8 protein-coding genes are annotated in these 23,801 nt (G+C 63.7%); 6 read left to right on the top strand and 2 right to left on the bottom strand.

Going from position 1 to position 23,801, the window contains the following annotated elements; genetic code table 11:
* Positions 1-485: 485 nt before the first annotated feature.
* Positions 486-1,598 carry a substrate-binding domain-containing protein gene (locus R3F07_19005; protein ID MEZ5278479.1) on the bottom strand — a complete coding sequence of 371 codons (1,113 nt, stop codon included), beginning with the start codon at positions 1,596-1,598 and terminating at the stop codon, positions 486-488.
* A gap of 152 nt (positions 1,599-1,750) precedes the next feature.
* Positions 1,751-2,929 carry an MFS transporter gene (locus R3F07_19000; protein MEZ5278478.1) on the bottom strand — a complete coding sequence of 393 codons (1,179 nt, stop codon included), beginning with the start codon at positions 2,927-2,929 and terminating at the stop codon, positions 1,751-1,753.
* A gap of 164 nt (positions 2,930-3,093) precedes the next feature.
* On the opposite strand from R3F07_19000, the gene R3F07_18995 reads away from it, so the two are divergent.
* From R3F07_18995 to R3F07_18970, 6 genes are all read left to right on the top strand, one after another.
* Positions 3,094-4,008, top strand: coding sequence for an iron dependent repressor, metal binding and dimerization domain protein (locus R3F07_18995; GenBank protein ID MEZ5278477.1), 915 nt, complete (start codon positions 3,094-3,096; stop codon positions 4,006-4,008).
* Positions 4,005-6,221 carry a ferrous iron transport protein B gene (gene feoB / locus R3F07_18990; protein ID MEZ5278476.1) on the top strand — a complete coding sequence of 739 codons (2,217 nt, stop codon included), beginning with the start codon at positions 4,005-4,007 and terminating at the stop codon, positions 6,219-6,221. The genes R3F07_18995 and feoB overlap by 4 nt, the downstream gene beginning before the upstream one ends.
* A 436-nt stretch (positions 6,222-6,657) precedes the next feature.
* A complete protein-coding gene (locus tag R3F07_18985) occupies positions 6,658-7,527 on the top strand; it encodes a nuclease-related domain-containing protein (GenBank protein ID MEZ5278475.1) in 870 nt (289 codons plus the stop codon).
* A gap of 89 nt (positions 7,528-7,616) precedes the next feature.
* Positions 7,617-20,207, top strand: coding sequence for an RHS repeat-associated core domain-containing protein (locus tag R3F07_18980; GenBank protein MEZ5278474.1), 12,591 nt, complete (start codon positions 7,617-7,619; stop codon positions 20,205-20,207).
* A gap of 287 nt (positions 20,208-20,494) precedes the next feature.
* Positions 20,495-22,579, top strand: coding sequence for a tetratricopeptide repeat protein (locus R3F07_18975; GenBank protein MEZ5278473.1), 2,085 nt, complete (start codon positions 20,495-20,497; stop codon positions 22,577-22,579).
* A 280-nt stretch (positions 22,580-22,859) separates the two neighbouring features.
* Complete coding sequence (locus R3F07_18970) at positions 22,860-23,720, top strand: LuxR C-terminal-related transcriptional regulator (protein ID MEZ5278472.1); 861 nt, start codon at positions 22,860-22,862, stop codon at positions 23,718-23,720.
* The last annotated feature ends 81 nt before the right edge of the window (positions 23,721-23,801 follow it).

The raw sequence follows: 23,801 nt of genomic DNA, 5'->3' as shown, positions 1-23,801 counted from the left end.
GGCGGGTCCAGAGGCCCCGCCCTACCACCTGAAAACGGAGCATACATGGATAGGGCTGGACGTCCCCGGCCAGCCGCAACGATTGTCCGGGACATAACAACGATCAACACCCTTAACTAAGCGCCATTCGTCTATACTACGTTTTGTTTCATGGCGCGACCACGCTCTGCCATGAGCTCGCCGAATGGCTCTGCCGTGGGTCCGTTGGTAGAGGACTCTTCCCGACGACATCCCCATGGGCCGGGACAGGTCGACGGACGGATTACCGGTCCGTCCCTGCCTATTTGCCCTGAGGTAGGGCGCGACCGCCGGGCGCGCCTTTCCGGACCCATGCAGAACTCGTCTCGAAATTGAGGCTCCGTCGCCAAAAAGAATGGCGCTTGTTCTTCAGACGTAGAGGGGAGCATGTCGGGCCTCGGCTGTGCTTCGACGGCCCGGCGGTCCGTCCCTCCCGATACGCTCTCAGCCAGGGTGCGCCGCTTGCCTCACCCCTTTCGCGGCCCGATCGAATCGCCGGGCCGGTAGGTGGGGCCCATCGTGAGGCCTTCCGCCGGGAGCGGGGAGCCATCGATCAGGCCGAGGACGGCGGCATGGATGAGGCGGCCGAGGCGGGCGGGTTCGAAGGCATAGGACGACGGCCGGGGAACGAGGGAGTCGAGAAAGGGCTCGTGCCGGAGTGACACAAGCGAAATGTCCCCGGGGACGGCGGATCCCTCCCGGATGAGAAAAGTGGAAACCGTGGCGTAGGTCCTGGCATCGCCGATCAGAATCGCGGTCATGGACGGTTCCCTCTGCCGGATTTGTCCGATCGACCGGCATAGGTCCTGATAGTTGCCTCCGACCTGGACGACTCGTCCGGAGAGCGCCTCGGAATCCGCAATGGCCGAATTGAATCCGCTGACCAGGGGGTGAGAACGGTCACTGGTTGGACGATGGATCAGGCCGATCCGGCGGTGTCCGAGTCGGGCCAGCCGGTTGACAGCGTCGACCCCTGCGGCGGCCTCGTCGATGAAAACTCGGGGCAAGGGGATGGCATCCTCAGAGTGGCCGACGACCAGGCAGGGCACTGCGCGGGAAGCGAACCAGCTCTGGACGGCCGGAGGACAGCGACAGAGAATCCAGGCGTTTCCCGGGTTCTGATCGACCAGGTGTCTCACTGCCCGGGTCGGGTCTTTACTCAGAAAATGCGAACCCTGATGGAGGTGGAGCCGTGCGTTCGACTGAAAAAGCAGGGTTTTGAGTTCGTCGATCCATCCGTCGCGCTCGGCCAGCGTCTGATTGTTGAAATCGGGCAGGAGAAGCCGGACTATCAGGTCGGCTGGTCCCTTCCGTTTCGTGCCCGGTCCCGCAGACACGATCCGGTGCCCGACACCACGGACCGACTCAATCCGGCCTTCAGCCTGCAGAATCCGGAGCGCCTGGCGCAGGGTGGGCCGACTGATCCTCAGGGTCTGGCAGAGCAGCCGCTCGCCCGGCAATCGATTGGTCCATCTCCCCCGGGCGATATCGCGGCGGAGGATCTCGAGGGTCTGCTGGACCAGCGAGAGACGCTGCGGAATCCCCGCCGGATGGCCCGAAGAGTCTTCAGCACGGCGCATAGCCTTACGATTATCCGGGGCATTGACCGGATTGGCAAGTTCCCCGGACCCGAATCGTGTCCTGAGGGAACGGTGGGTGTTCCTTGGTAGGAAATCCACCTAAGGCGCCGTCCATGACATGCACGGATGGCCCGCTTCCCCCGGGACGGGGACTATCCGGAGGTTCTCGATCCCCGGCTCATGGCGACGACGAGCGGAAGCATGAGAAATGGGGCGAGGGCCGAAACGAAGAGGCCCCAGTGAAGATCACTCCGGTCCGCGACCCAGCCTACGACCCATGGCATGAAAATCCCCCCGGCGTTTCCGAATGCGGCGAGGGCACTGTACATGGTGGCTCCACCATTTGGATACCGATCGGCCGTCATGGCCAGGATGGTCGGCCAGAGGGCACTGCCGGTGAAGCCGACCCCGATGCAGCAGGCGAGGGCCCCCACCGGGGAGGGGAGAAAGGATGCTCCCGCGAAGAGCACCGTTGAGCTCGCGCAGGCCCAGAAGACGATCTGAAAGGGCCCGACCCGGTGGCCGAGGATGCCGACGAATATCCGGCCGGCGGCCATGGCCAGGGAGAAGGCGAGGAGGGAACCGCCCGCCATCCAGATTGGAAAGCCCAGGGCAGTCTCCGCATAGGCCGGCAGCCACTGCGCCATGCCGAGCTCGGTTGCGCCACCGAGGAAGATGGCGACCAGAGCGAGAACAAACCATCGGCCTTTGAGCAACGTTCGCAAACGGGTGCGGACCGCCCCTTCGGCCTGGAGCGACGGAAACCTCAATGGAGCGAAGGCCAGACTGAGAAAGAGCGGCAGTGGAATGAGGGCGAGGCAGGCGGTGGTCCATCCGCCTCCGGCCTGTCGCACGAGCATCCCGGCGAGAATGGTCACGACGGCGCCAATGCAGTAGAAGGAGTGGAGCCAGTTCATGGCGACCGTCCGTCGCTCCGGATTGAGGGCCGCGACGATCGGACTCAGGATCATGTCCAGCATACCCGCGGCACTTCCGAGGAGAAAGAGGGACAGGCTGAGGAGGAGGTAGGTCGGCGCCCACGCCGCCAGGAGCAGGCTCAGGATCGTGAGCAGATTTCCCAATTGAGCGAAGAGTTTGGCGCCGTATCGGTCGGCCAGTGGGCCGGTGATGAGGATGCCGAGAACAAGCCCGGCGAAAGCCATCGCACCCAGCCGCCCGAGTTCTTCACCGCTGAGCCCCTCGCTTCCCCCATAGGTTGCGCTGATCGAAGTCAGAAAGACCGGCAGCAGGTTGAGCCCGATGGCGAGGGCCATCATCGAGCCATAGCAGAGCCAGGTCAGCCGGTGTGGGTGGAGGGTTTTGGCCGTCACGATCAGGGTCTCAGGGAGATTCGGAACGTCCGAGAGAGCAGAATAACCCGACTGAAGCGATTCTGTTTCTCATCGCCATCCGCCACCATCCCGAAAGGCTGAGCCCTGCGACAGTCAATGGAGGGTTGCATGTTTCGTTGAACTCCGCAATGTTCCGGACTTGAATGAGGCAACGCTTCAAAGTTGAGGATGCGCTGAAGCAGTTCCACCGCGCCGAATATGAGGGGCGCATGGTGGTGGCGGATGTGCTCTCGGGTTCGGTCGTCCGGAACCTGGAGGAAGCCGGTATCCTGCTGGCCCGTCTGCAGGAGGATGGATTCATTGAACCGGCCGGACGGGGCTTTCGTTTGACCGAGTCCGGGCGCCGCTATGCCCTGCAGGTCGTCCGCGCCCACCGGCTCTTTGAAACCTGGCTGGCCCGGGAAACCGGGACCGAGGCGGCTTCGTGGCACAGGAAGGCCGAGCAGGCCGAACACCTTCTCTCTGCGGAAGAGACCGAGGCACTCTCGGCCAGTCTCGGTCACCCACGTTTTGACCCGCACGGGGATCCCATCCCGACCCGACACCTGACCCTTCCGGAACTGGGTGAGATCGCCCTGCTCGAAGCGGATCCCGACACGCTCGTTCGCATCACCCACATTGAGGATGAGCCCGCGACCGTCTTTCGCAAGATTGCCTCGATGGGCCTCGCCCCGGGCGTCATTCTCAAGGTCCGCCGATCTGGAGGTCGGGATGTCGAAATCGAGGCGGAGAGTCGAACTCATCGCCTGAGTCGGGTCGAGGCCGCCCATATCCAGGTCGTGGCGGAAGCCGAGGAGGATGCCATCCAGGCGGACTGGATCCGTCTTTCCGAACTGCGGGATGGGGAGGGGGCCACCATCCGCGCGCTTTCCGCCGTCTGCCAGGGTGCCGAGCGGCTGCGGCTGCTGGATCTGGGTGTCGTTCCCGGGAGTCGGGTCCGTGTGGATCTGACGGGTCCCTTCAGCTCCCCCCGTGGCTATCGGATTCGCGGTACCCTGGTCGGCCTGCGTCACGATCAATCCGAGAACATCTTCGTCGCCCGCGACACCGCGATATGAGTGCTCTGCCGTCACCCGCCTGTGCCACCTGTCCGGTCGCGTCGGCAGCCATGGAACGCCTCGGCATCGACATCAAGGGGGTTGATTTCGTGATCGCCCTCGCCGGAAATCCCAATACCGGGAAGAGCACCATTTTCAACCGTCTGACCGGATTGCGCCAGCATACCGGCAACTGGCCGGGGAAGACCATTGCCCGGGCGGAAGGCGGTTTCTCCTTTGGAGGAAGTCGCTACAAGGTCGTCGACCTGCCGGGTACCTACTCGCTGCTCTCCGCGTCCCCGGACGAGGAAGTCGCCCGCGATTTCATCCTTTTCGGCCGACCGGATGTCACCCTCGTGGTGGTCGACGCGACCGCCCTCGAACGCAATCTTAACCTGACCCTGCAGATCCTGCAGATTTCCGAGCGCCCGGTGGTCTGTCTCAACCTGATGGACGAGGCGCGGATGCATGGAATCGAGATCGATGTGGAGGGTCTTTCCAAAGCTCTCGGGGTGCCGGTTGTCCCGACTGCCGCCCGTCAGGGCGTGGGCATTCCAAAACTGCTCGAGACCATTCACCAGGTCGCTGCCGGAGAGATCCGCCCGCAGGGTCGGAGATGGTCACCAAACATCCCGGGCCTGGACGGAGCCCTGACTCCCCTGGTTGGCCATATCCGGAAGGCCTATCCGGGGCTCCGCCATCCCGATTGGATCGCCCTGCGCCTGCTTCAGGGCGACCGTTCGATCGAGGAAGCGGTCATGGACGGTCGTCTGACCTCACTCGCAGCCGAAGAAGGAGACGGTCCGGTTTCCGAAGACGCCCTCTCCGGTCCGGCCCTGATCGAGGAGGCCGATCGCCTGCGTTGGCGGGTTCCCCGCGGATTCCATGACAAGACGGTCGAGGATATCTATCGCCAGTCGGCGGGACTGGCCCGCGACTACAGCCGCGACGCGGGCGACTCGGCCCGTCTTCGCTGGCAACAACGGGTCGACCGCATCCTGACCAATCGCTGGACAGGGTTTCCGGTCATGATGCTGATCTTCGCAGCCGTGCTCTGGATCACCATCATCGGGGCCAACAAACCGTCGGCCATGCTGGCCTCGCTACTGATCGAGACACTCCATCCCATACTGAAGGATTTCGTGACCTGGGCGCACTTCCCCTGGTGGCTGGGCGGGGTTCTGGTCGACGGGATGTACCTGACCACGGCCTGGGTGGTCTCCGTCATGCTTCCGCCCATGGCGATTTTCTTCCCTCTCTTCACCATCCTGGAGGATCTCGGGTATCTGCCGCGGGTGGCCTTCAATCTTGACCGGGTATTTCAGTCAGTTGGTGCCCATGGCAAACAGGCGCTGACCCTGTCCATGGGTTTTGGATGCAATGCGGCCGGGGTTATCGCCGCCCGGGTGATCGACTCTCCCCGTGAGCGGTTGATCGCGATCATCACCAACAACTTCGCCCTCTGCAACGGCCGCTGGCCCACCCAGATCCTGATTGCCGCCGTCTTCGTGGGGGCCCTGGTGCCGCCGGCACTTTCGGGGATCGCGGCCACCGGAACGGTCTTCGGAGTGGCCATGCTTGGGATTCTGCTGACCTTCGGGACGTCCTGGTTGCTCTCCAGAACGATTCTCCGGGGACAGGCGTCGAGTTTCAGTCTGGAACTTCCCCCGTATCGGCCGCCGCGGATCCTGAACACACTCTACACCTCGTTGATCGACCGGACGATCTTCGTCCTCTGGCGTGCCATCGTCTTTGCCCTGCCGGCCGGCGCGGCCATCTGGTTGATCGGAAATATCACGATCGCCGACCAATCAGTGGCGGTCTGGATGATTGGAGGACTCGATCCGATCGGCCTGTTTCTCGGCCTGAATGGCGTGATTTTGGTGGCCTATATCGTGGCCATCCCGGCGAACGAGATAGTCATCCCCACCATCCTCATGCTGACGGTGCTGGTGACGGGACTGACCGGAGTGGGCGAGCAGGGCGCCGGCGTCATGTTCGAGACAGGCAACAGCGCTCTGCGCCAGTTGTTGGTCGCCGGTGGATGGACCACCTTGACCGCGATCTGCCTGCTGCTCTTCTCGCTTTGTCACAACCCCTGTTCGACGACCATCTATACCATCTACAGGGAAACGAAGAGCGTGAAATGGACGGCGGTGGCCACGATCCTTCCTGTGGTCTATGGCGTCATCATCTGCGCGGCGGTGGCCTGGAGCTGGCGCTGGTTGGGCTAGGTTGAGTATCGTTCAGATGGAGCGACGTCGCTCCATTGACGTCGGACCTGCCCAAGTAAACCACAGACCCACCTGGTCAAGGCAGTTTGTCACATAATACGTTACAAACTTATGCAACTGATTGTTTTCAGGCAACTTAGCATGGGTCAGAGTTAGCTCGTAATGGAGGCGGCACAGTCGCTGCGTTTTCTTTTGATCCCATCAACGGCCCAGTAGAGGTGGGTCTGATGGGGCGCTTCCTGACGGAGGCCCGAAAGGCTGTGCAATGAGCCCGGCAAGAGACTGCCGGGTCTACACCTGCTTCGGCGGACGGCCCGGCTTGTCGCGGCGTGGCCATGAGAAGCCGGATTGGTTCGTCCCGACCTGACTTCTATGGTCGTAGTCGGGCGCCAGGCACTCAATTTTCCGCCCCTATCGCCGATGGATCCCGTTGGAAATGAACTGGATCACCCATTTCGGCGTCAGCCTGCTCTTTGCCGTGCCGGCCATTGGATACGTCTATGACCTGAAGCAGCGGAAGGTGAAACTCAACCGCCGCTATGCCGATCCCTTCCGCGACCAGCTCCTGCGACCGCCCGGTGAGAGCACGCGTCTGCGTATCGGGGAATTGGAGGAGGAACTTGATGACATCATTGTCCAGTTCCTTTTCTGGACCCTCGGGATGAGCCTGGTCTTTGGGCTCACCACGAGGATGATGCCGCCGCACCAGATGGTGGTGACGGGGGCTCTCCTCCTGGCCCTGGCAGTCCCCCTGGCAATGCTTCAGGGACGCAAGCTTGTCCGGCTGATCCGGATCCTCCAGCGGATGCGCCTCGGCTTTGCCGGGGAACGCGCCGTGGGTGAGGAACTCAATCAAATGCTGGCCGATGGGTATCAGGTTTTCCATGACGTTCCGATGAGCGGGTTCAATGTCGACCACGTCGTTGTCGGACCGACCGGAGCCTTCGCGGTTGAGACCAAGGCGAGGCGCAAGCCGAAGCTGGGCAGCCAGACCCCGGAATACCGGGTCAGGTACGATGGACAAAAGCTGGTCTTTCCCCGCTGGACCGAGAAGCGCTGCCTGGAGCAGGCCAAACGGCAGGCCGCCGGTCTTTCGGAATTCCTTTCCGGTGCGACCGGGGAACCGGTGTCGGTTTCACCGATAGTGGCGTTGCCGGGATGGTTTGTGGAGGCGTCGGTCCGGGGTGACCCGGCCGTCCTTAATCCCAGGAATATCCGGAACTTCGTGACCTCCAAGGATCCGGTCCTTGCGGATTCCGCCATCGAGCGCATCTGCCACCAGCTGGATCAGCGTTGCCGGAGTTGAGCTGCGGTGCTGGGGAAGTGTTCGGTAAGGGTTTCCCCTACGCATTTTGGCCCATATACGGGATGTCGGGGATTTGCTAAAATCCCACAATGCGATTTCTCCGTTTCCCGTTGGGTGCGGTCGCCCGGTTGGCCCGCGAGCGTTCTACCCGTCACCATTTTTGCGCATTCAGCTTGGCATTGGCTCTGGTTGGATCGACGAACACTCTGGCGGCACCTCTGAACGTGACGACAGACCTCGATCTGCCTGAGGATTCGGCTGCGAGCTACGACAGTATTTCAGTTTCCAATGGTGCGGTCCTTACCATTGGAGGGGGATCGGACATCACGGTCACCGGGGCGGTCACCGTCACGGGCAACGCGTCCATTGTCTTTGCCGGCAAGAACGTGGATGCCCAGGTCGGTGGGGAGTGGCTGGGGGAGGGCTCCAGCCTCACCGCCGCCTCGGTGACCGTTGCTTCCGGAAGTACGATCCATGCCGACGGTCAGGGTTACCTGAGCGGTCTGGGGCCGGGCGGACCCGGCGTTGGCGCGAACACAACGGGCGCCAGCCACGGCGGGCGTGCCACCGGCACCGCCTCCCTGCTCAAACCGGTCTACGGATCGATGCGCCAACCGCTGGATCTGGGCTCGGCCGCCGGCGTTTACGCCTCAACCACCGCCGGAGGCGGCGCCATCCGGCTGGTCGTGTCGGGCACGTTGACGGTCAACGGGACCCTCTCCGCCGACGGCATTGGCACGGGCACCAACCACAGCGGAGCGGCCGGAGGCTCCGTCTGGATTACCACGGCCAACCTGGCAGGCTCCGGCAGCATACGTGCCAACGCGGCGGTAAGGGGCTTTCCAGGAAACAACGACAGCGGCGGCGGCCGGGTGGCCGTCTACTTTGAAGACGCCTCGGGATTCACTGATCTGTCCGCGATTGAAGCCAAGGGGCAGGGCGGTGCACAGGACGGAACGGTCTACCTGCGCGACACTTCGACTTCGAACGGGTCCCTTATCGTGCACGGTCGGGTGCGCTTCGAACCGGACTCGGACGTGACCCACACCGCAGTCACGGTCGAGGATGGCGGTATCCTCGAACTGGGCGGCGGCACGTCCCTCAACGTGACCGGCGTCCTCAGGGTCAAGGGCGGTGGCGTCGTCCTGGCGGAAGGCAAGAACACCGGCGCCCAGGTCAACGAGGCCTGGGCTGGAGCCGGTGTATCCATCACCGCGGCGACCCTGACCGTCGACCTCAACGGCCGGCTCCATGCCGACGGGCAGGGCTACCTGAGCGGCTTGGGGCCGGGTGGTCCCGGTGCCGGCCAAAACACGGTCGGCGCCAGCCACGGCGGCCGTGCCACCGGCAGTGCCTCCCTGCTCAAAACGGTCTACGGTTCGATGAGAGAGCCGGTAGACTTGGGCTCGGCCAGCGGCGTTTTTGCTTCAGCCACGGCTGGAGGCGGCGCCATCCGGCTGGTCGTGTCGGGCACGTTGACGGTCAATGGAACCCTTTCCGCTGATGGCACCGCCACGGGCACCAACCACAGCGGGGCCGCCGGAGGCTCCCTCTGGATCACCACAGCCAACCTGGTCGGTTCCGGCAGCATCCGCGCCAACGCGGCGGTGAAGGGTTTTTCAGCAAACAACGACAGCGGTGGCGGCCGGGTGGCCGTCTACTACGCGAATGCCTCGGGTTTCGGCGACCTGTCCGCCATCCAGGCCAACGGGCAGGGCGATGCTCAGGATGGGACGGTCTATCTGCGCGACACGACGACCTCGAACGGTTCGCTGATTGTCCACGGTCGGGTGCGCATCCAACCGGACGAGGCGCCAACCTACACCGGGATCACGGTCGAGGGCGGCGGTCTGCTCGAGCTTGGCGGCGGCAGTTCCCTTACGGTGACCGGGACTCTGCGGGTCAAGGGTGGCGGCGTGGTCCTTGCCGAAGGCAAGAACCGCGACGCCCAGGTCAATGAAGCCTGGGCCGGTGCCGGGGTTTCGATAACCGCGGCTACCCTCACCGTCGATCTCGACGGCCGCGTCCATGCCGATGGGCAGGGTTACTCGAGCGGCCTCGGGCCGGGCGGACCCGGCGCCGGCGCAAACAATAGCGGAGCCAGCCATGGCGGCCTGGCCACCAGCAGTACCTCCGTGGTCAAATCCGCCTACGGTTCGATGGTCGAGCCGGTCGACCTGGGCTCGGCCAGCGGAGTCTTTGCTTCGGTCACGGCGGGAGGCGGCGCCATCCGGCTGACCGTGTCGGGCACGTTGACGGTCAATGGGACGCTATCCGCCGACGGCACCGCCACGGGCACCAACCACAGCGGGGCCGCCGGAGGATCCATCTGGATCACCACGGTCAACCTGGCCGGCTCCGGCACCATTCAGGCCAACGCGGTGGCGAAGGGATTTTCAGGAAACAAAGACAGCAGCGGAGGCCGGGTGGCCCTTTACTATGGAGACGCCTCGGGTTTTACCGACCTGTCCGCGATCCAGGCGAAGGGGCAGGGCAGCGCGCAGGACGGGACGGTCTATCTGCGCGACACGACGACCGGGAACGGATCGCTCATTGTCCACGGTCGGGTGCGCATCGATCCGGACACAAGCGTGACCCAAACGGCGATCACGGTGGAGGATGGCGGTGTCCTCGAACTGGGCGGGGGCAGTTCCCTCACGGTGACCGGGACTCTGCGGGTCAAGGGTGGCGGCGTGGTCCTGGCCGAAGGCAAGAACCGCGACGCCCAGGTCAATGAAGCCTGGGCCGGTGCCGGGGTTTCGATCACCGCGACAACCCTCACCGTCGATCTCGACGGCCACGTCGATGCCGACGGGCAGGGTTACCCGAGCGGCCTTGGGCCGGGCGGACCCGGCAAAGGCGCAAACACGGTCGGAGCCAGCCATGGCGGCCGGGCCACCGGCAGTGCCTCCGTGGTCAAATCCGCCTACGGCTCGATGACAGAGCCGGTCGATCTGGGCTCGGCCAGCGGAGTCTTTGGTTCGGTCACGGCGGGAGGCGGCGCCATCCGGCTGACCGTCTCGGGCACCCTGACAGTTAACGGGACCCTCTCTGCCGACGCCACCTCTACCGGCACCAACCACAGCGGAGCGGCCGGCGGATCCATCTGGATCACCACCAATACCCTGGCGGGCTCCGGAACCATCCGCGCGAACGCGGCGCCAGGGGGATCTTCAGGCAACAATGACAGCAGCGGCGGCCGGGTCGCCGTCTACTACGCGGACGCCTCCGGGTTTGCCAACCTTGGCAACATCCAGGCAAACGGCCAGGGCAGTGCCGAAGCCGGCACGGTTTACCTGGCCCGGGATGGCGTCGGGGGAAGGCACCTTACGGTTTTGAAACGTCTGGTCGTTGAGCCCGGACCCGCCTTTTCCGTCCAGTCAATGGAGGTGAACAACGGGCGTGTCGAAATGCGCCCCGGGGCCGTCCTGAGTATCGCGGACACCCTGGCTCTGGCGGGAACCGCCCGGATATTCGTCGAATGGGACGGCGTCGGTGGCCGGATCGAAGCCGGCAACCTGACTGTGGCTGAAAACGCCTCGATTTTGGCCGACGGCCTCGGCTACGGCCCCGGGGAGAGTCCCGATGGTCCGACCGCCGGGCAGAACACCGTCGGCGCCGGCCACGGAGGCGACGGAGGGGGTTCCGGCAACAATCGGGAGTACGGCGATCCGCTCGAGCCGAGCACTGCGGGTGCGGCCGGGGGTGTCTTTGCGTCAACGACCCGCGGCGGCGGCGTCATTCGCATCGTGGTCGACGGCAACCTCGACCTCGACGGCACGATTTCCGCGAACGGCACCGCCTCGGGTTCCAATCATTCCGGAGCCGCCGGCGGATCGATCTGGGTGGATGCGGACACGCTGAGCGGCACCGGCTTCTTCCGCGCCAACGCGGCCACCAAGGGCATGGGCTCAAACTCCGACAGCTCCGGCGGCCGTATCGCCGTCTACTATGACACCGCGGATGACTTCGAGGGTTTCGTCGCTACGTCGGCCGACGCGGGCGGTCCCGGGGCGGAGGACGGATCAGTCGTCTTCATCGACCGATCCGTTCCCAATCTGGCGCTCCGCGTGCTCGACCGGCTGGCCTTCCCTGAGAGATCGTCCGAGGCATTCGGCCGGGTGACGGTCGAACTCGACGGACAACTCGAACTGGGCGGCGGGTCCATTCTGGCGGTCGCCAGCGAGCTTGAACTGGCCGGGAATGCCGTTCTCGAGGCCCAGTCGGTCGATGCCGTTGATCTGGGCGGGGGAGTCTACACGGGACGGGGCGTCACCATCCTGGCCAAGGACCTGACTATCGGGGCGGGAGCAACGATCACCGCCGACGGGTTTGGCTACCCTTCGTCCAAGGGACCCGGCGGATCCACCTCCAATTCTGTCGGCGGCAGCCACGGAGGGAAGGGGGGCGGAGCCAGTGCGCCGGTCTACGGCAACGCTGAGCAACCGGTTGATCTCGGTTCCTCCGGAGGCGTCTTCGGCAGCCAGTTGCGGGCGGGCGGCGCGGTCCGGCTGGTGGTGCCGGGGCAACTGACCCATGACGGCGCCATCACCGCCAACGGTATTGTCGTCTCGGGCGCGAATCATTCGGGCACAACCGGAGGTTCGATCTGGATCCAGGCCGGATCCGTCTCGGGCGACGGGGTGGTCCAGGCCAACGCCTCGGCCAAGGGGACCGCCAGCAACAACCGGGGCAGCGCCGGCGGTCGCATCGCCATCGGGACGACCGGTGCGATGGAGCTGGACCTGAACCGGATCGAGGCACGGCCAACCGACGACTCGGCCGAAGCCGGCACGGTCCGTATCCAGGATCTCGAGACGATCGAAGCCGTCTCGTGGGTCTCCGACCTCCCGCCGATCATCTTTGGAGCGGTCGATGTTTCCTGGGTGGTCCTCTCCTCCGACCTGTCCGTCACCTCCACGCTCCGACTTCTCGACGGTGAGAGTGAGACCGTCCTTCTGAATTCCTCGTCGATCGTTCCCTCCTTCGCCTGGGATACGACCTCGGTGCCCGATGGTGACTATTCGCTGATGGTCACCGTGGTGAACGGAGACGGCGATCTGGTGGGCGAGTTGCAGGCCGACGTCTTCGTGGCCAACGAGTATGTCTGGCACAGCGGCACAATCGAGGCCGATGAGTCCTGGCCGGCCGACCGGCTCAACGTGGTTCGCGGAAACCTTGTCATAGCGGACGGTGTATCCGTGACGATCGAGCCGGGCACGGTCATCAAGGTGACCCCGAAGTCCAGGATCGATCTGCGGCCGGGCGCGTCCATCAACGGCGAGGGAACCGAGGCCCTTCCCATCGTCTTCACTTCATTCCTCGACGACGCCCGGGTCGGCGACAGCAACCGCGACGGCAACCGAACCGTGCCCGGCGCCGGGGACTGGCGCGGGATAGCCCTGGCCGTGGGCAGCCAGCTTAACACCAACGAACTTGTGTCCTTCTTCTATGCCGTCGACCTGCCGGACAAGACGATCAACGGCACCGTTCGCTGGCGAACCGGTACCCTCCAGTGGGTGACCGCAGACGTGACGGTGGCCACCGGCGCGACCCTGATCATCGAACCGGGGGCAATCATCAAGTTCGGCCAGTACAAAGGGCTCATCCTCTCGCCGGGGTCGACCCTGGTGGCGGAAGGGACGCTCGCCCAGCCGATCATCTTCACGTCGGAACGGGACGACGCCCACGGCGGTGACACCAACGAGGACGGCAATACCACGGCTCCCGCGGCCGGAGACTGGCGCTGGATCTACGTCAACGGCTCACCGGCGACCTTTGACCATGTCAAGATCCTCTACGGTGGCGGGACTGGCACTTCCTGGTCCGGGACCGGCGTCATCCGGACGACCGGCAGCTCCGAGGTTCTGATCGACAATTCCCTTGTCTCGGACTCGTTCTTCGACGGCGTCCTCGCCTGGGGAGGCCCGGTCACGATCCGCAACAGCGTGTTCCGGAATATCGACCGGGCCGTTTCGGCGCATCCCGGATCCGCGGTCACCATCCGCAACTCGACCTTTGACCGCAACCGTATCGGCCTGCTCATCCACGGCGGCACACTCGATGTGGCGAATTCGATCATCTCGAACAGCTTCACCGCCGGGCTGCTCCGCGATTTCGGGGGCGACACGAAGACGATGAGCCACAACCTCTTCTTCAATCCGCGGGCGGCTCAGGGCAACACCGCTTCGGTGGCCGACGTCATCGGCACGGACGGCAACATCGCCGCCGACCCCGGCTTTCTCAACGGGGCCGGGGGCGAGTACCGCCTTCAGGCCGACTCCCCGGCCATCGATGCCGCCGACACGACGGTGGCGCCGGATTCCGATCGCAACGGCGCGCCACGCTTCAACGAGCCCACCGTGGCCGACACGGGCGTCGCGGGTGCCGGAGGAGTGATTGCCGACATCGGGGCATACGAGTATGCCGAGGGCGCCGCTTCGGAAGTCGACCTGGTGGTGACCGCCGTCACCGCCCCGGCTGAGGCAACGGTCGGTGGATCCGCCGTCCTCACCTGGACGGTGCGCAACGACGGAAGTGTCACCGTGGCCGGCCCGTGGGTCGACGAGGTCTGGCTGGTCGCCAACCCGGACACTGGTTCGGAGATTCTTCGCGAATCCCGCACCGTCCTGGTCGGCAGCAACCTGCGGCTGGAACCGGGCGAATCAGTCACCTTCACCGAGGAGATTGCGGTTCCGGGATCGACCGTCGGCCTGCACCGCTGGAAGGTGCGGACCAATGCGCCGGGCTCGCTCTTCGAGGGGGCCAACCGCGCTAACAACGACCGCACCTCGGCCGGGACTACGCGGATTGATGTTCCCGCCGTCGCGATCGGAGGCGAGCCTCAGTCCGTCTTCCTGCGGGAAACTGGCGACCAGTTCGTCTTCGTAATCGATACCCGCAAGGAAGGGGCCATCCTGCAAGCCATCACAGCCGGCAATGGCCTCGCCCTCCCGGAACTCTACTGGGCTTTCGACCGGTTGCCGTCACCGACCGACTTCGACGGCCGCAACCAGGAATTTGGACAGGATGACGTCAGCCTCTTTGCCCCGCGCGGGGGTCTGGCCTACATCCTGGTCAACGTATCCGGGTTGACCCAGCCCGATGTCGCTTTGAGCCTTTCGGCCGAAGCGGTGGACTTCCGCATCTCCGGGGTTTCGCCGCGCAGCATCGGCGACAGCGGCACAGCCACGCTCGAGGTCGCCGGCGCCCTCCTGGATGACCAACTGGCGTTTTCCCTCGTCTCGGTCGCAACCGGACAGGCCTACCCGGGAACCGCGACCTACTCGACCGTCACCAACCTGGCCTACCCGACTTTCCCGCTGGACGGCGTTCCCCACGGGACCTACCGGGTCCGGGCGGCGCGTGACGGGGCCTCGGTCGACTCGGTCCAGACCGTCTCCGTAGGCGCGACCCGGCCCGCCGAGCTGGATGTCCGGCTAATCGGCGACACACAGGTCCGGGCCGGCCGCAAGGGCGGCGCCACGGTTCTTTACCGTAATACCGGCAACGTGGATCTGGTTGCCCCGCTGATGCAACTGAACGCCGCCGTGCGGGTCGAACCGCCGGTGCGATTCGCCTCGGCGGGTTTGCGCAGCCGGTCGGCGCCGGACGGTCCCCCGGTTGCCGCGGACGAGCCGCTCTTCATCGACAACTTCCTCGGCATCAGCAGCGACGGACCCGCCGGCATCCTGCGTCCTGACTCGAAGACGGAGACCCATGTCCTCAGTTTCGAGGCACCGGTCGACCGCAACTCCCTGACCATCGATCTTCTCTGGCAGACGGCGAACTTCGCCGGAAGCCCCTTCCGCTGGGATGACTTCAAGGACGCCCTGCGCCTGCCCGATCTCCCGGACGAAGGATGGAACAACGTCTTCGAACTGCTCCGATCCGAAGCCGGGGAGACTTTCGGCGAGGTCAACGCGACGGCGGCCCGCAACGCCACCCAGCTGAGCCGGGTGGGCGAAAGGGAGCGTCGCTTCGCCTTCCTGCTCATGCAGAGCATCCGTGCGGTTGATCCCAACGGCTGGACGATCGAACAGGGACGCCCGACGCGAATCGGCGATTTCCTTCCGGACATCACACGAAACCGCGCCTACCGGGTCGAGCGGGACCATGTCGCCGTCTGGATCTGGGGCAAACGCGCGACCTATCAGCCGACTCTGGACGATTCCGTCTGGGTCCCCATGGTGGAGAACCGGAGCCGGCTGCGCTTCAAGGGCGACCACTTCGAACTCACCACGGTGACCGGGGCGGCCTACGTCTTCAAGCCCGACGGAGACCTTGCTTTCTTCAGCGATCCGGCAACGGGTCGGCTGGATTTTGCATACAACAGCGGACGGCTCGTCGCGGTGCGCGACGGTGACCGCAACCTGGTCATGATCGGTTACGACGGCAATGGCATGGTGAATTCGATCACTGGTCCCGATGGCTTGGACACGACTCTGACCCATGACGCCGCCGGCAATCTGACCCGGGTGGTTGCCCCGACCGGCCTGACTGCGGATCTGGATTATTTCGAAACCGGCTATCGATCGGGACGGGTCAGATCCCTCAAGGGCAACAACGGGGAAGTCCACGATTTCCTTTACGACGATATTGGCCGACTGGTCGACGCAGACTCCAACGGAGCAGCCGTCTCCTTTGCCTATCCTGGAGTGGGATTGGAGGTGATCTCGTCCGATTCAGGCGACGTCATGGAGAAGCGTTTCGGCACGCTCGCGCAACTGGTCGAGGTGTTGCTGAACGGAAAGCAGATCTTTCGGTCCGACCTCAAGGATGGCGCCGGCTCCGAGCGCTTCATCGTGTCCGGAGGGCTTTCCCGGACAACCTTCTTCAACGAAGACGACACGGTGACCCGCTTCGTCGATCCGCTTGGATCGGTCACGAATGTCACATTGAACGACGCGCTCGAACTGACACAGATCACCGACCCGCTTGGACGGTCGACAACCTATGAATATGACGACTCCGGCAATCGGATTGCCCGAGTCGATGCCCTGGGGGAACGGTCCGAGGCCGACTATGATGATGATGGACGTGTCACAAGGGTCGAGGACCGGGCCGGGAAGGTCATTACGTTTGTCTACGACGAAAACGACCGGCTCGTGGAGCGTTCCTACGGAGGGGGGCTCAAGGACGAGTTTACCTACAATGAGAAGGGTTGGCTGGTCTCCGCCCGGAATGCGGCGGGTACGACGTCCCTGGACTACACCACGAATGGCTTGGTAAAGGAGGTTTCGTTTCCGAACGGACACTCGGTCTCCTATACCTACGACGAGACCGGGCGGATCACGCAGGTTGAAGACGATTCCGGCTATGTCGTCCGCTACGCCTTCGACGACAGGGGCGACCTTAGGGCGCTTCTGGACGAAGACGGGAACGTCCTGACCGAATATTCGATCAATTCACTGGGCCAGCTTCAGACCGAGAGCCGAGCCAATGGAACCGAGTCGAGCTACACGTTCGACGCCGGCCAGCGTGTGGCGGGAGTCACCCACCTCAAACCCGACGCGTCGCCGTTGGCGGGCGTCACCTATACCTTCGATGCGCTGGGGCGGAGAACCGGAGCCGATTTCGGCAATGCCGCTTACGCGTTCGAATACGATGACTTCAGCCGGTTGACGGGTTTCGAACGCGATGACACGGCCTACGAGTTCGCCTATGACGCGGTGGGCAGCCGGCAGTCGACTACTGGTCCCGGGGGGGGGCAAACCTATGCCGTGGACGCCCTCAATCGCTATGTCAGCGCCGGGGAGCGGCAGTATGAATACGACGCCAATGGTTACCTGACAAAGCAGACGATTGGATCCGAGGTCTGGACCTACGTGTATGACGACCTCAACCAGCTGACCCGGGTGACGGGACCCGGTGTGGACGTCAGGTATGACTACGACGCGCTCGGTTATCGTATCCGGGAGACCCGGGGCAGCGAGGTCAGCGACTACCTGCCCAATCCCCTGATGAGGGATACACTCTTGGCTGTGCACGAGGGGGCCATCTCGACCCACTTCGGATATGGCCGGTTCGGCTATTCCTGGTTCGAGCGCGAAGGCGAGGGTGCCTATTTCCTGCACTATGATGGGAGCGGCAACGTTCTCCGGGTCACTGACATCGACGGCGATACCGTCAACAGCTATGAATACCTTCCGTTCGGTGAACTTGTCTCGGAGACGGAGACCGTCCCCAATCGCCTCACCTTCGCGGGCCGCCATGGCGTTCTCGAGGCCCCCGGAGACCAGTATTGGATTCAACTGCGGACCTATGATCCCTGGCTCGGCCGCTTCCTTTCGCCGGATCCTGCCGTCACTGAAGGGGATAACCCCTACACCTACGCAGCGAACCAGCCGACCAATTTCACGGATTACGAGGGATATGAGGAACAGTCGCAGGTTTTCGACAGCTCGGGCACGGCAAATCTGACGAACGCCAACCTGGCTTCATCGGCCGGGCAGAACATCACGGAATCCTATCTGCGCACTTCCAACAACTGGGCTATCCAGGAAAGGGAAGTCGCGCGAAATCAATACCTTCGGGACAACGCGACATTCAAGAAGCGGGTGGCCTCCGGGCACAGAAATGACATCCGCAAGAGCAGCAACAGGCTCAAGAACTCCCGATCGCGGCTGAACCACGCGAACAAGAACGTGAAGGCCACCAGTGAAGCTTTGGAATCGGGCAAGAACTTCACCACAAAGAACAATTTCGGAAAGTTCCTGAAAGGTCTCCAGGTGGCGGGAACGGTGGTCACAACCGGCAACGCCGTTGAGACCCAGATGCGCTACAACAACGGGGAAACGACTTTGGCGGAGACTGTACGCGGCTGGGCTCTGCTGGCTAATGACGGCTTGGGCTACGTTCCGGGTCTTGGGACGGCCGGTTCGTTCATGAATTCCTCGCTCGACGCGGCCACGCGTGAAAACTGGGTTCTTCTGGCCAACTGGTGGTACACACCGGACGATCCCTTCGGACCCGGAATGACGCCGCGGGGAGGCCGCCGGAGCCTGAACTCCCGCGTGGTCTCGTCCTATGATCCCAACGACAAGGCGTCGACCGGGGTGGGCGAGGGCGGCTACATCGACGGTCAGGGTCCGATCGAGTACCGGATCCGCTTTGAGAACCTGCCGACGGCCTCGGCGGCCGCGCAGCAGGTGCGCATCTCCGATTTCCTCGATGTGAAGCTGGACTGGTCGACCCTTGAGCTGCTCGAGTTTGGCCTCAATGACGCGGTGATTGTGCCACCGGAAGGCGCCACGGGATATTCCGGAGTGGCCCGGGTATCGGCGGACCCGAACCCGGTGCAGTGCGAGATCCACCTCGACCCGGCGACCGGTGAGCTGACGGTGGACCTGCGTTCGTTTGACGAGGAGACCGGCGACTGGCCGACGGATCCGTTTGCCGGGTTCCTGCCGCCCAACGACGAGACCGGCCGCGGGGAAGGCTACCTGCGCTTCTCCATCTGGCCGATGCCGGGTCTGGAGGACGGCACAGTGATCGAGAACCAGGCCTCCATCGTCTTCGACGAAAACGAGCCGATCATCACCAACGTGGCGGTCAATACGATCGATACGATGGCGCCGACAGCCTTGGTTGCCGCCTTGGGCGAACGTTCCGCGCCAAGATTCAGTGTGTCCTGGTCGGGTGACGACGCGGGCGGTTCGGGCGTCGAGCGCTTCGATGTCTATGTCTCGGTGGACGGCGGGGAGTGGACCCTGTGGCAGGAAGGCACGACTGAAACCAGTGCCGACTACGAGGGAACGCCGGGTTCCTCCTACGCCTTCTACGTCCACGCGACGGATGCGCTTGGCTTTGCCAATCCGGTGGCGCCGACGGCCCAGGCCCAGACCATCGCCGGGGTCTCTTTCCTGGTGAACATCGCCAATCGCGGTGGGGTGGGGACCGGACCCAACATCATGATTCCGGGCTTCGTGATCAACGGCACCGGGACCAAGAAGGTTCTGGTGCGCGCGGTCGGTCCGGAACTGGAGACCTACAGCGTCACCGGCTTCCTCGAGGATCCGGAACTGCGGGTGGTCTCAGGGGGCACGGTTGTTGCAGCCAATGACGACTGGTCGGATGCGGCCAATGCGGTGGAGATTGCCACGGTGGCCAACCAGGTCGGGGCCTTTCCGCTTAAGGACGGCTCGAAGGACGCGGCTGCGCTGCTGGACCTTGTGCCCGGCAGCTACACGGTCAAGGCCTCCGGGGTGGGGCAGACCACCGGTGTGGCCCTGGTCGAAGTCTACGATGTGGACGACTCGGCCAATCCCGGCGCAAAGCTGGTCAATATCTCCAACCGGGGCGAAGTCGGAGTCGGTGCGGCCATCATGATTCCCGGCTTTGTCATCGGCGGTGAGAGCGCCAAGACGGTCCTGATCCGCGGGGTGGGCCCGAAACTGGCCGACTACAACGTGACCGGGGTGCTGGAGGATCCCACCCTGCGGCTCTTCCGCGCCGGCGAGGCCACGCCGCTGCTGACCAACGACAATTGGAGCGATGCGGCCAACGCGGCGGAACTGGCCGCGGCCGCCGAGACGGTCGGGGCTTTTGCCCTGGATGCCGGCAGCAAGGACGCCGCCGTCCTGGTCACCCTGGAGCCGGGCAGCTACACGGTCAAGGTCTCGGGCGCCGGAGGCACCGAGGGCGTGGCCCTGGTCGAAGTCTATGAAGTTGGCGATTGAGCGCGTCCGGGTGATCCCCGGACGCGCGGAGAGAGGAGACGGGAGATGGGGTTCCGCGTCACGTTCGAACGTTGACACCCCGGTTACCGTCAGGATTGATTGCTGAACCCTGTTGCCTGTGGGTGATCCTGGCGATGGTCCTGCCCCGTATTGTCTTCACATCCTTTTTGGCCGGGTTTTTCCTGGTCGGCTGCGGTTCGTCGGAACCGAGTGATCCCGGGATTCCGACGAACCCGAGAACTCCGGCTTACGAGGTCCTAAAGCCTGAAGACAGCCCCCGATCGACTGTGGCGATCCAATTGTTCCGGCAGTCCGACTACCGTGGCGCCGCCGATCAGAGCGCCACATTGGTCGAGGCTGATCCCACAGATCTTGTCGCGCGTTTTATTTACGGGTCGGCATTGGTCATGCTCGGCGACTACGAGCGCGCGCGGAATCATCTGTCCCTGGTTATCGCCTGGCGCCCACGGTTGGCGGACGCCTATCCCAAGCGAGCCGTTTGCGCCGCCAGAATGGGAGATCTGCAACGAGCGGACGCCGACATGGAGCACGCGCGGAAACTCGATCCCAAGGACTCCAACGGGGTGCAGGACTGGGCGGAAGGTCTGATCAGGGAGGCACGGGGGAAACGAGTCGCCGGGAATCCAGCCGCCCTGAGCAAAGACCTGGTCAAGGCCGCCGAGAGGGGCGAACCATACGGGACGCTGCAATCGATGGCGGATGAGCTTCTGTTGGCCTCGAACCGAAGTCGCCTGGTCGGAGATGAAACCTATTCGGAGAACTGCCGAAGGCTGGACTGGCACCTGGCCGAATCGCCCGACGATCCGGACCGCCTCTTTCGTTTCGGCCGCTTTCTCCTCGACGAGCTGGAGGTGCAGGCACATGCGGTGGGGTCTGCCGCGAATCCCGATTCATATCGTATGCAGGGGCGCCAGTTGTGGGCGGCCGAAATCGAGCGGGCTCGCATTTATCTGCAACGGGCCCTGCAGATTAATCCGGATCACGTGGGTGCGCTTATCGGGATGGGTCGTCTTGAGTTGCGACTCAAGCAATTTGCCAATGCGGAATCCTACCTGCGCCGGGCCATGTCCGCGGGCCAACCGGATCCGGAGGTTCTCTATATGATGCGCAGCATCGCGGCGGCGGGGGCCGGGCAGCACATGGTCATTTCCTGGGGTTTGACGCAGACCATCAGCTGGGAAGAGCGTCGTGGGGGGACCATCTACAAATACACGAAAAGCCCCACGGCAGAGGGACTCCGGCAGGCCCGCCTGCACGATCAGGCAGCCAACCGTGGGATCCAGACCGCGGTGGATTACCGAAACGCCGTTCTGGATCTGCATTCCGACGATGCCCGGACCCATGACTATATCGCGCTGTTGGCACGTCAGTCCAACGACTATGAAACCGCGGCGCTGGCTTGGGAGACGGCCTTGCGGATGGACCCCGGCAACCATCAGGTCTCCTATTCCCTCGCCGAGGTCTATGCCCGCCAGAACCGGGTGGACGACTACCTGCGCCAGGCGACCGAAACCTGGACGAACGGCCGGTTCACCTCCGCCGCGCACTACCTGCGCTGGGCCTGGGAGAAGATCAACGTGCAGCGCTGGGACGAGGCCGAAGCTGCGCTTGACGAGGCGGTCAAAGTCGATGCCGGTGACACCCGGACCCTGGCGTTTCGCGGCGTCATGGCTGAAGCGCGGGGCGATCGGATTAGGGCGAAGTCCTATTTCAAGGCGGCCTTTGCCCTTGAGGAGTCGCACGCGCGGCAGCGCGGGGCGTCCTACATCAACGGATCCGGTCGTTGGTACCCGAACGATTTGGGGTTGGCGATCGATCTGCGAATGCGGTTGGCCCTGCTGTCGGAAGACGAAGGCAACCCCGGTGACGCCCTCACTCAATACCAGGCCGTCTATTTCCTGGAGGAGAAGATCAATGACCGGGCGCTGGATGCCGATCTCTACAGCGCGCTCCTGCCGGTTGCGGGTGCCGATCCGAACACCCGGCCGCGCGTGCCCCGGTGGGGCGAATACATGCGAACCAGTCGCGCCCTCGCCGGATATCAGTTCTACAAGGAGGGCAAATGGCTCGAAGCAGGGGAGCTCTTCCGCATGCTGCGGGATTACGAAAGGCGCATGTCAGCGGCCGGCATCAAGGCGGGGCGCTACCTGAGCGATACGGTCTGGAAATCGCATCAGGTGGCCCAGGCGGCCTATGAGGTATTCCGACGCCAGAACGATGAGTCCCAGGTCCACTGGTGGGAACGGGAAACCCGCAAGTACCGTCCGCCATCCTCCGGTGACTGGAGACGGAACGAATCGCAGTTTTCCCCGGCGGCCTCCTCAGGCCGCCGACCGAAAGCGAAAATGTAGGAAGGCCCTTTTGGCAAAGCGGTCCGGCCAGGAGCCGATCGGCGGGTCTGCTTCGATTCGCAGATCTGATACTGAAGCTATAGGGGATTTGCGATCGCTAATAGTGGAATCCCTTAGGTGAAAGTGCTTCCACATCAAGGGGATGGGGATAGGATTGCGGGGCTCTGGTCGCGTGGAGGGTTCTTCTGCGGGTCCATGGAGCTTCCGCCCCACCCTTGACATAAAGAACGTGGACTATCGATGCCTGAGCTCGGACCAGATTGCAAAGGTCAGGCATTCCGTGTCTGTCGTCGGGGAAGCGCCCTGTGGTTTCCTGACCTTGTCACTCGTCCTGATCGAGCAGTTGAAGCAATTGATTGACGGAGACAGAGTCGTCTTCTCGCACCTGTATTCCGATGAGGACTCAGGGTTCTGCGTGGTGACCCCGGACCGTGAGAACCTGGCGGAGCGGATGGATGCCTATGAAGCGTATCGTGAAGAACACCCGCTGATGCGTCACTTCACCCGGGCCGTCGGTGGGCATTCCGTTCAATTTGATGAGCTTGTCCCTCGGCGGGATCTGAGGGAGATGGCGATTTTCCAGGAGTTTTTCCGCCCCTTGGGCATCCTCCAGATGCTCGGCATTGTGATCCCGGTTCCCGCCGTTCGGGTAAAGAAGACCGGGTCCAGGGAACCCGCCATCGTGCCATTCCGGCTGCCCACGCAGCTCGGCTACCCCAATATCTCCTTCTGCCTGACTCGCGCCGGGGGTCCTTTTTCGGATTGTGAAACAGCCGTATTTGACCTGTTTTCGAGCCAGGTCAGGCCGATCCTGCTGCGGGAGATTGCCTGGGAAAGGAGAGCCGGGACCCATATGGAGGTGGACTTCCAGCTCACTGACCAGTCGACCGCAGTCACCGAGCTGCCCTTCCTGGCCCGGATTGCCGAACAAGCCGGGCTGACCCGTCGCCAGACGGAGGTCCTCAGCTGGGTGGCACAGGGCAAGACCAATGATGAGATCGCCACCATTCTGGGCAACAGCGTAAGGACCATCGAAGGTCACGTCGATTCCCTGCTGGAAAAGCTCAATGTCGAGAATCGGGTCGCCGCCGGGTATTGCGTCTGGACCGGAAGGCCCAACGGCCCCAGGGGCACCGCCTGAAAAACGGGTAATTCTACGCATGGCGGAAAATCATACGTGCCCCCTATAATCTTGAATCCCTGCGGGAACAGTGTCGCCGCG

Source organism: Opitutaceae bacterium (assembly GCA_041395105.1).
Taxonomy (GTDB): domain Bacteria; phylum Verrucomicrobiota; class Verrucomicrobiia; order Opitutales; family Opitutaceae; genus B12-G4.
Note: the sequence above shows the minus strand (reverse complement) of the source record. Positions and strands in the feature narration are given on the sequence as shown.

What these genes read in the sequence shown, in the direction of transcription:
- R3F07_18980 (MEZ5278474.1), top strand. Translation starts at nt 7,617, where the DNA reads ATGCGATTTCTCCGTTTCCCGTTGGGTGCGGTCGCCCGGTTGGCCCGC.
- R3F07_18985 (MEZ5278475.1), top strand. Translation starts at nt 6,658, where the DNA reads ATGAACTGGATCACCCATTTCGGCGTCAGCCTGCTCTTTGCCGTGCCG.
- R3F07_18995 (MEZ5278477.1), top strand. Translation starts at nt 3,094, where the DNA reads ATGAGGCAACGCTTCAAAGTTGAGGATGCGCTGAAGCAGTTCCACCGC.
- feoB (MEZ5278476.1), top strand. Translation starts at nt 4,005, where the DNA reads ATGAGTGCTCTGCCGTCACCCGCCTGTGCCACCTGTCCGGTCGCGTCG.
- R3F07_19005 (MEZ5278479.1), bottom strand. Translation starts at nt 1,598, where the DNA reads ATGCGCCGTGCTGAAGACTCTTCGGGCCATCCGGCGGGGATTCCGCAG.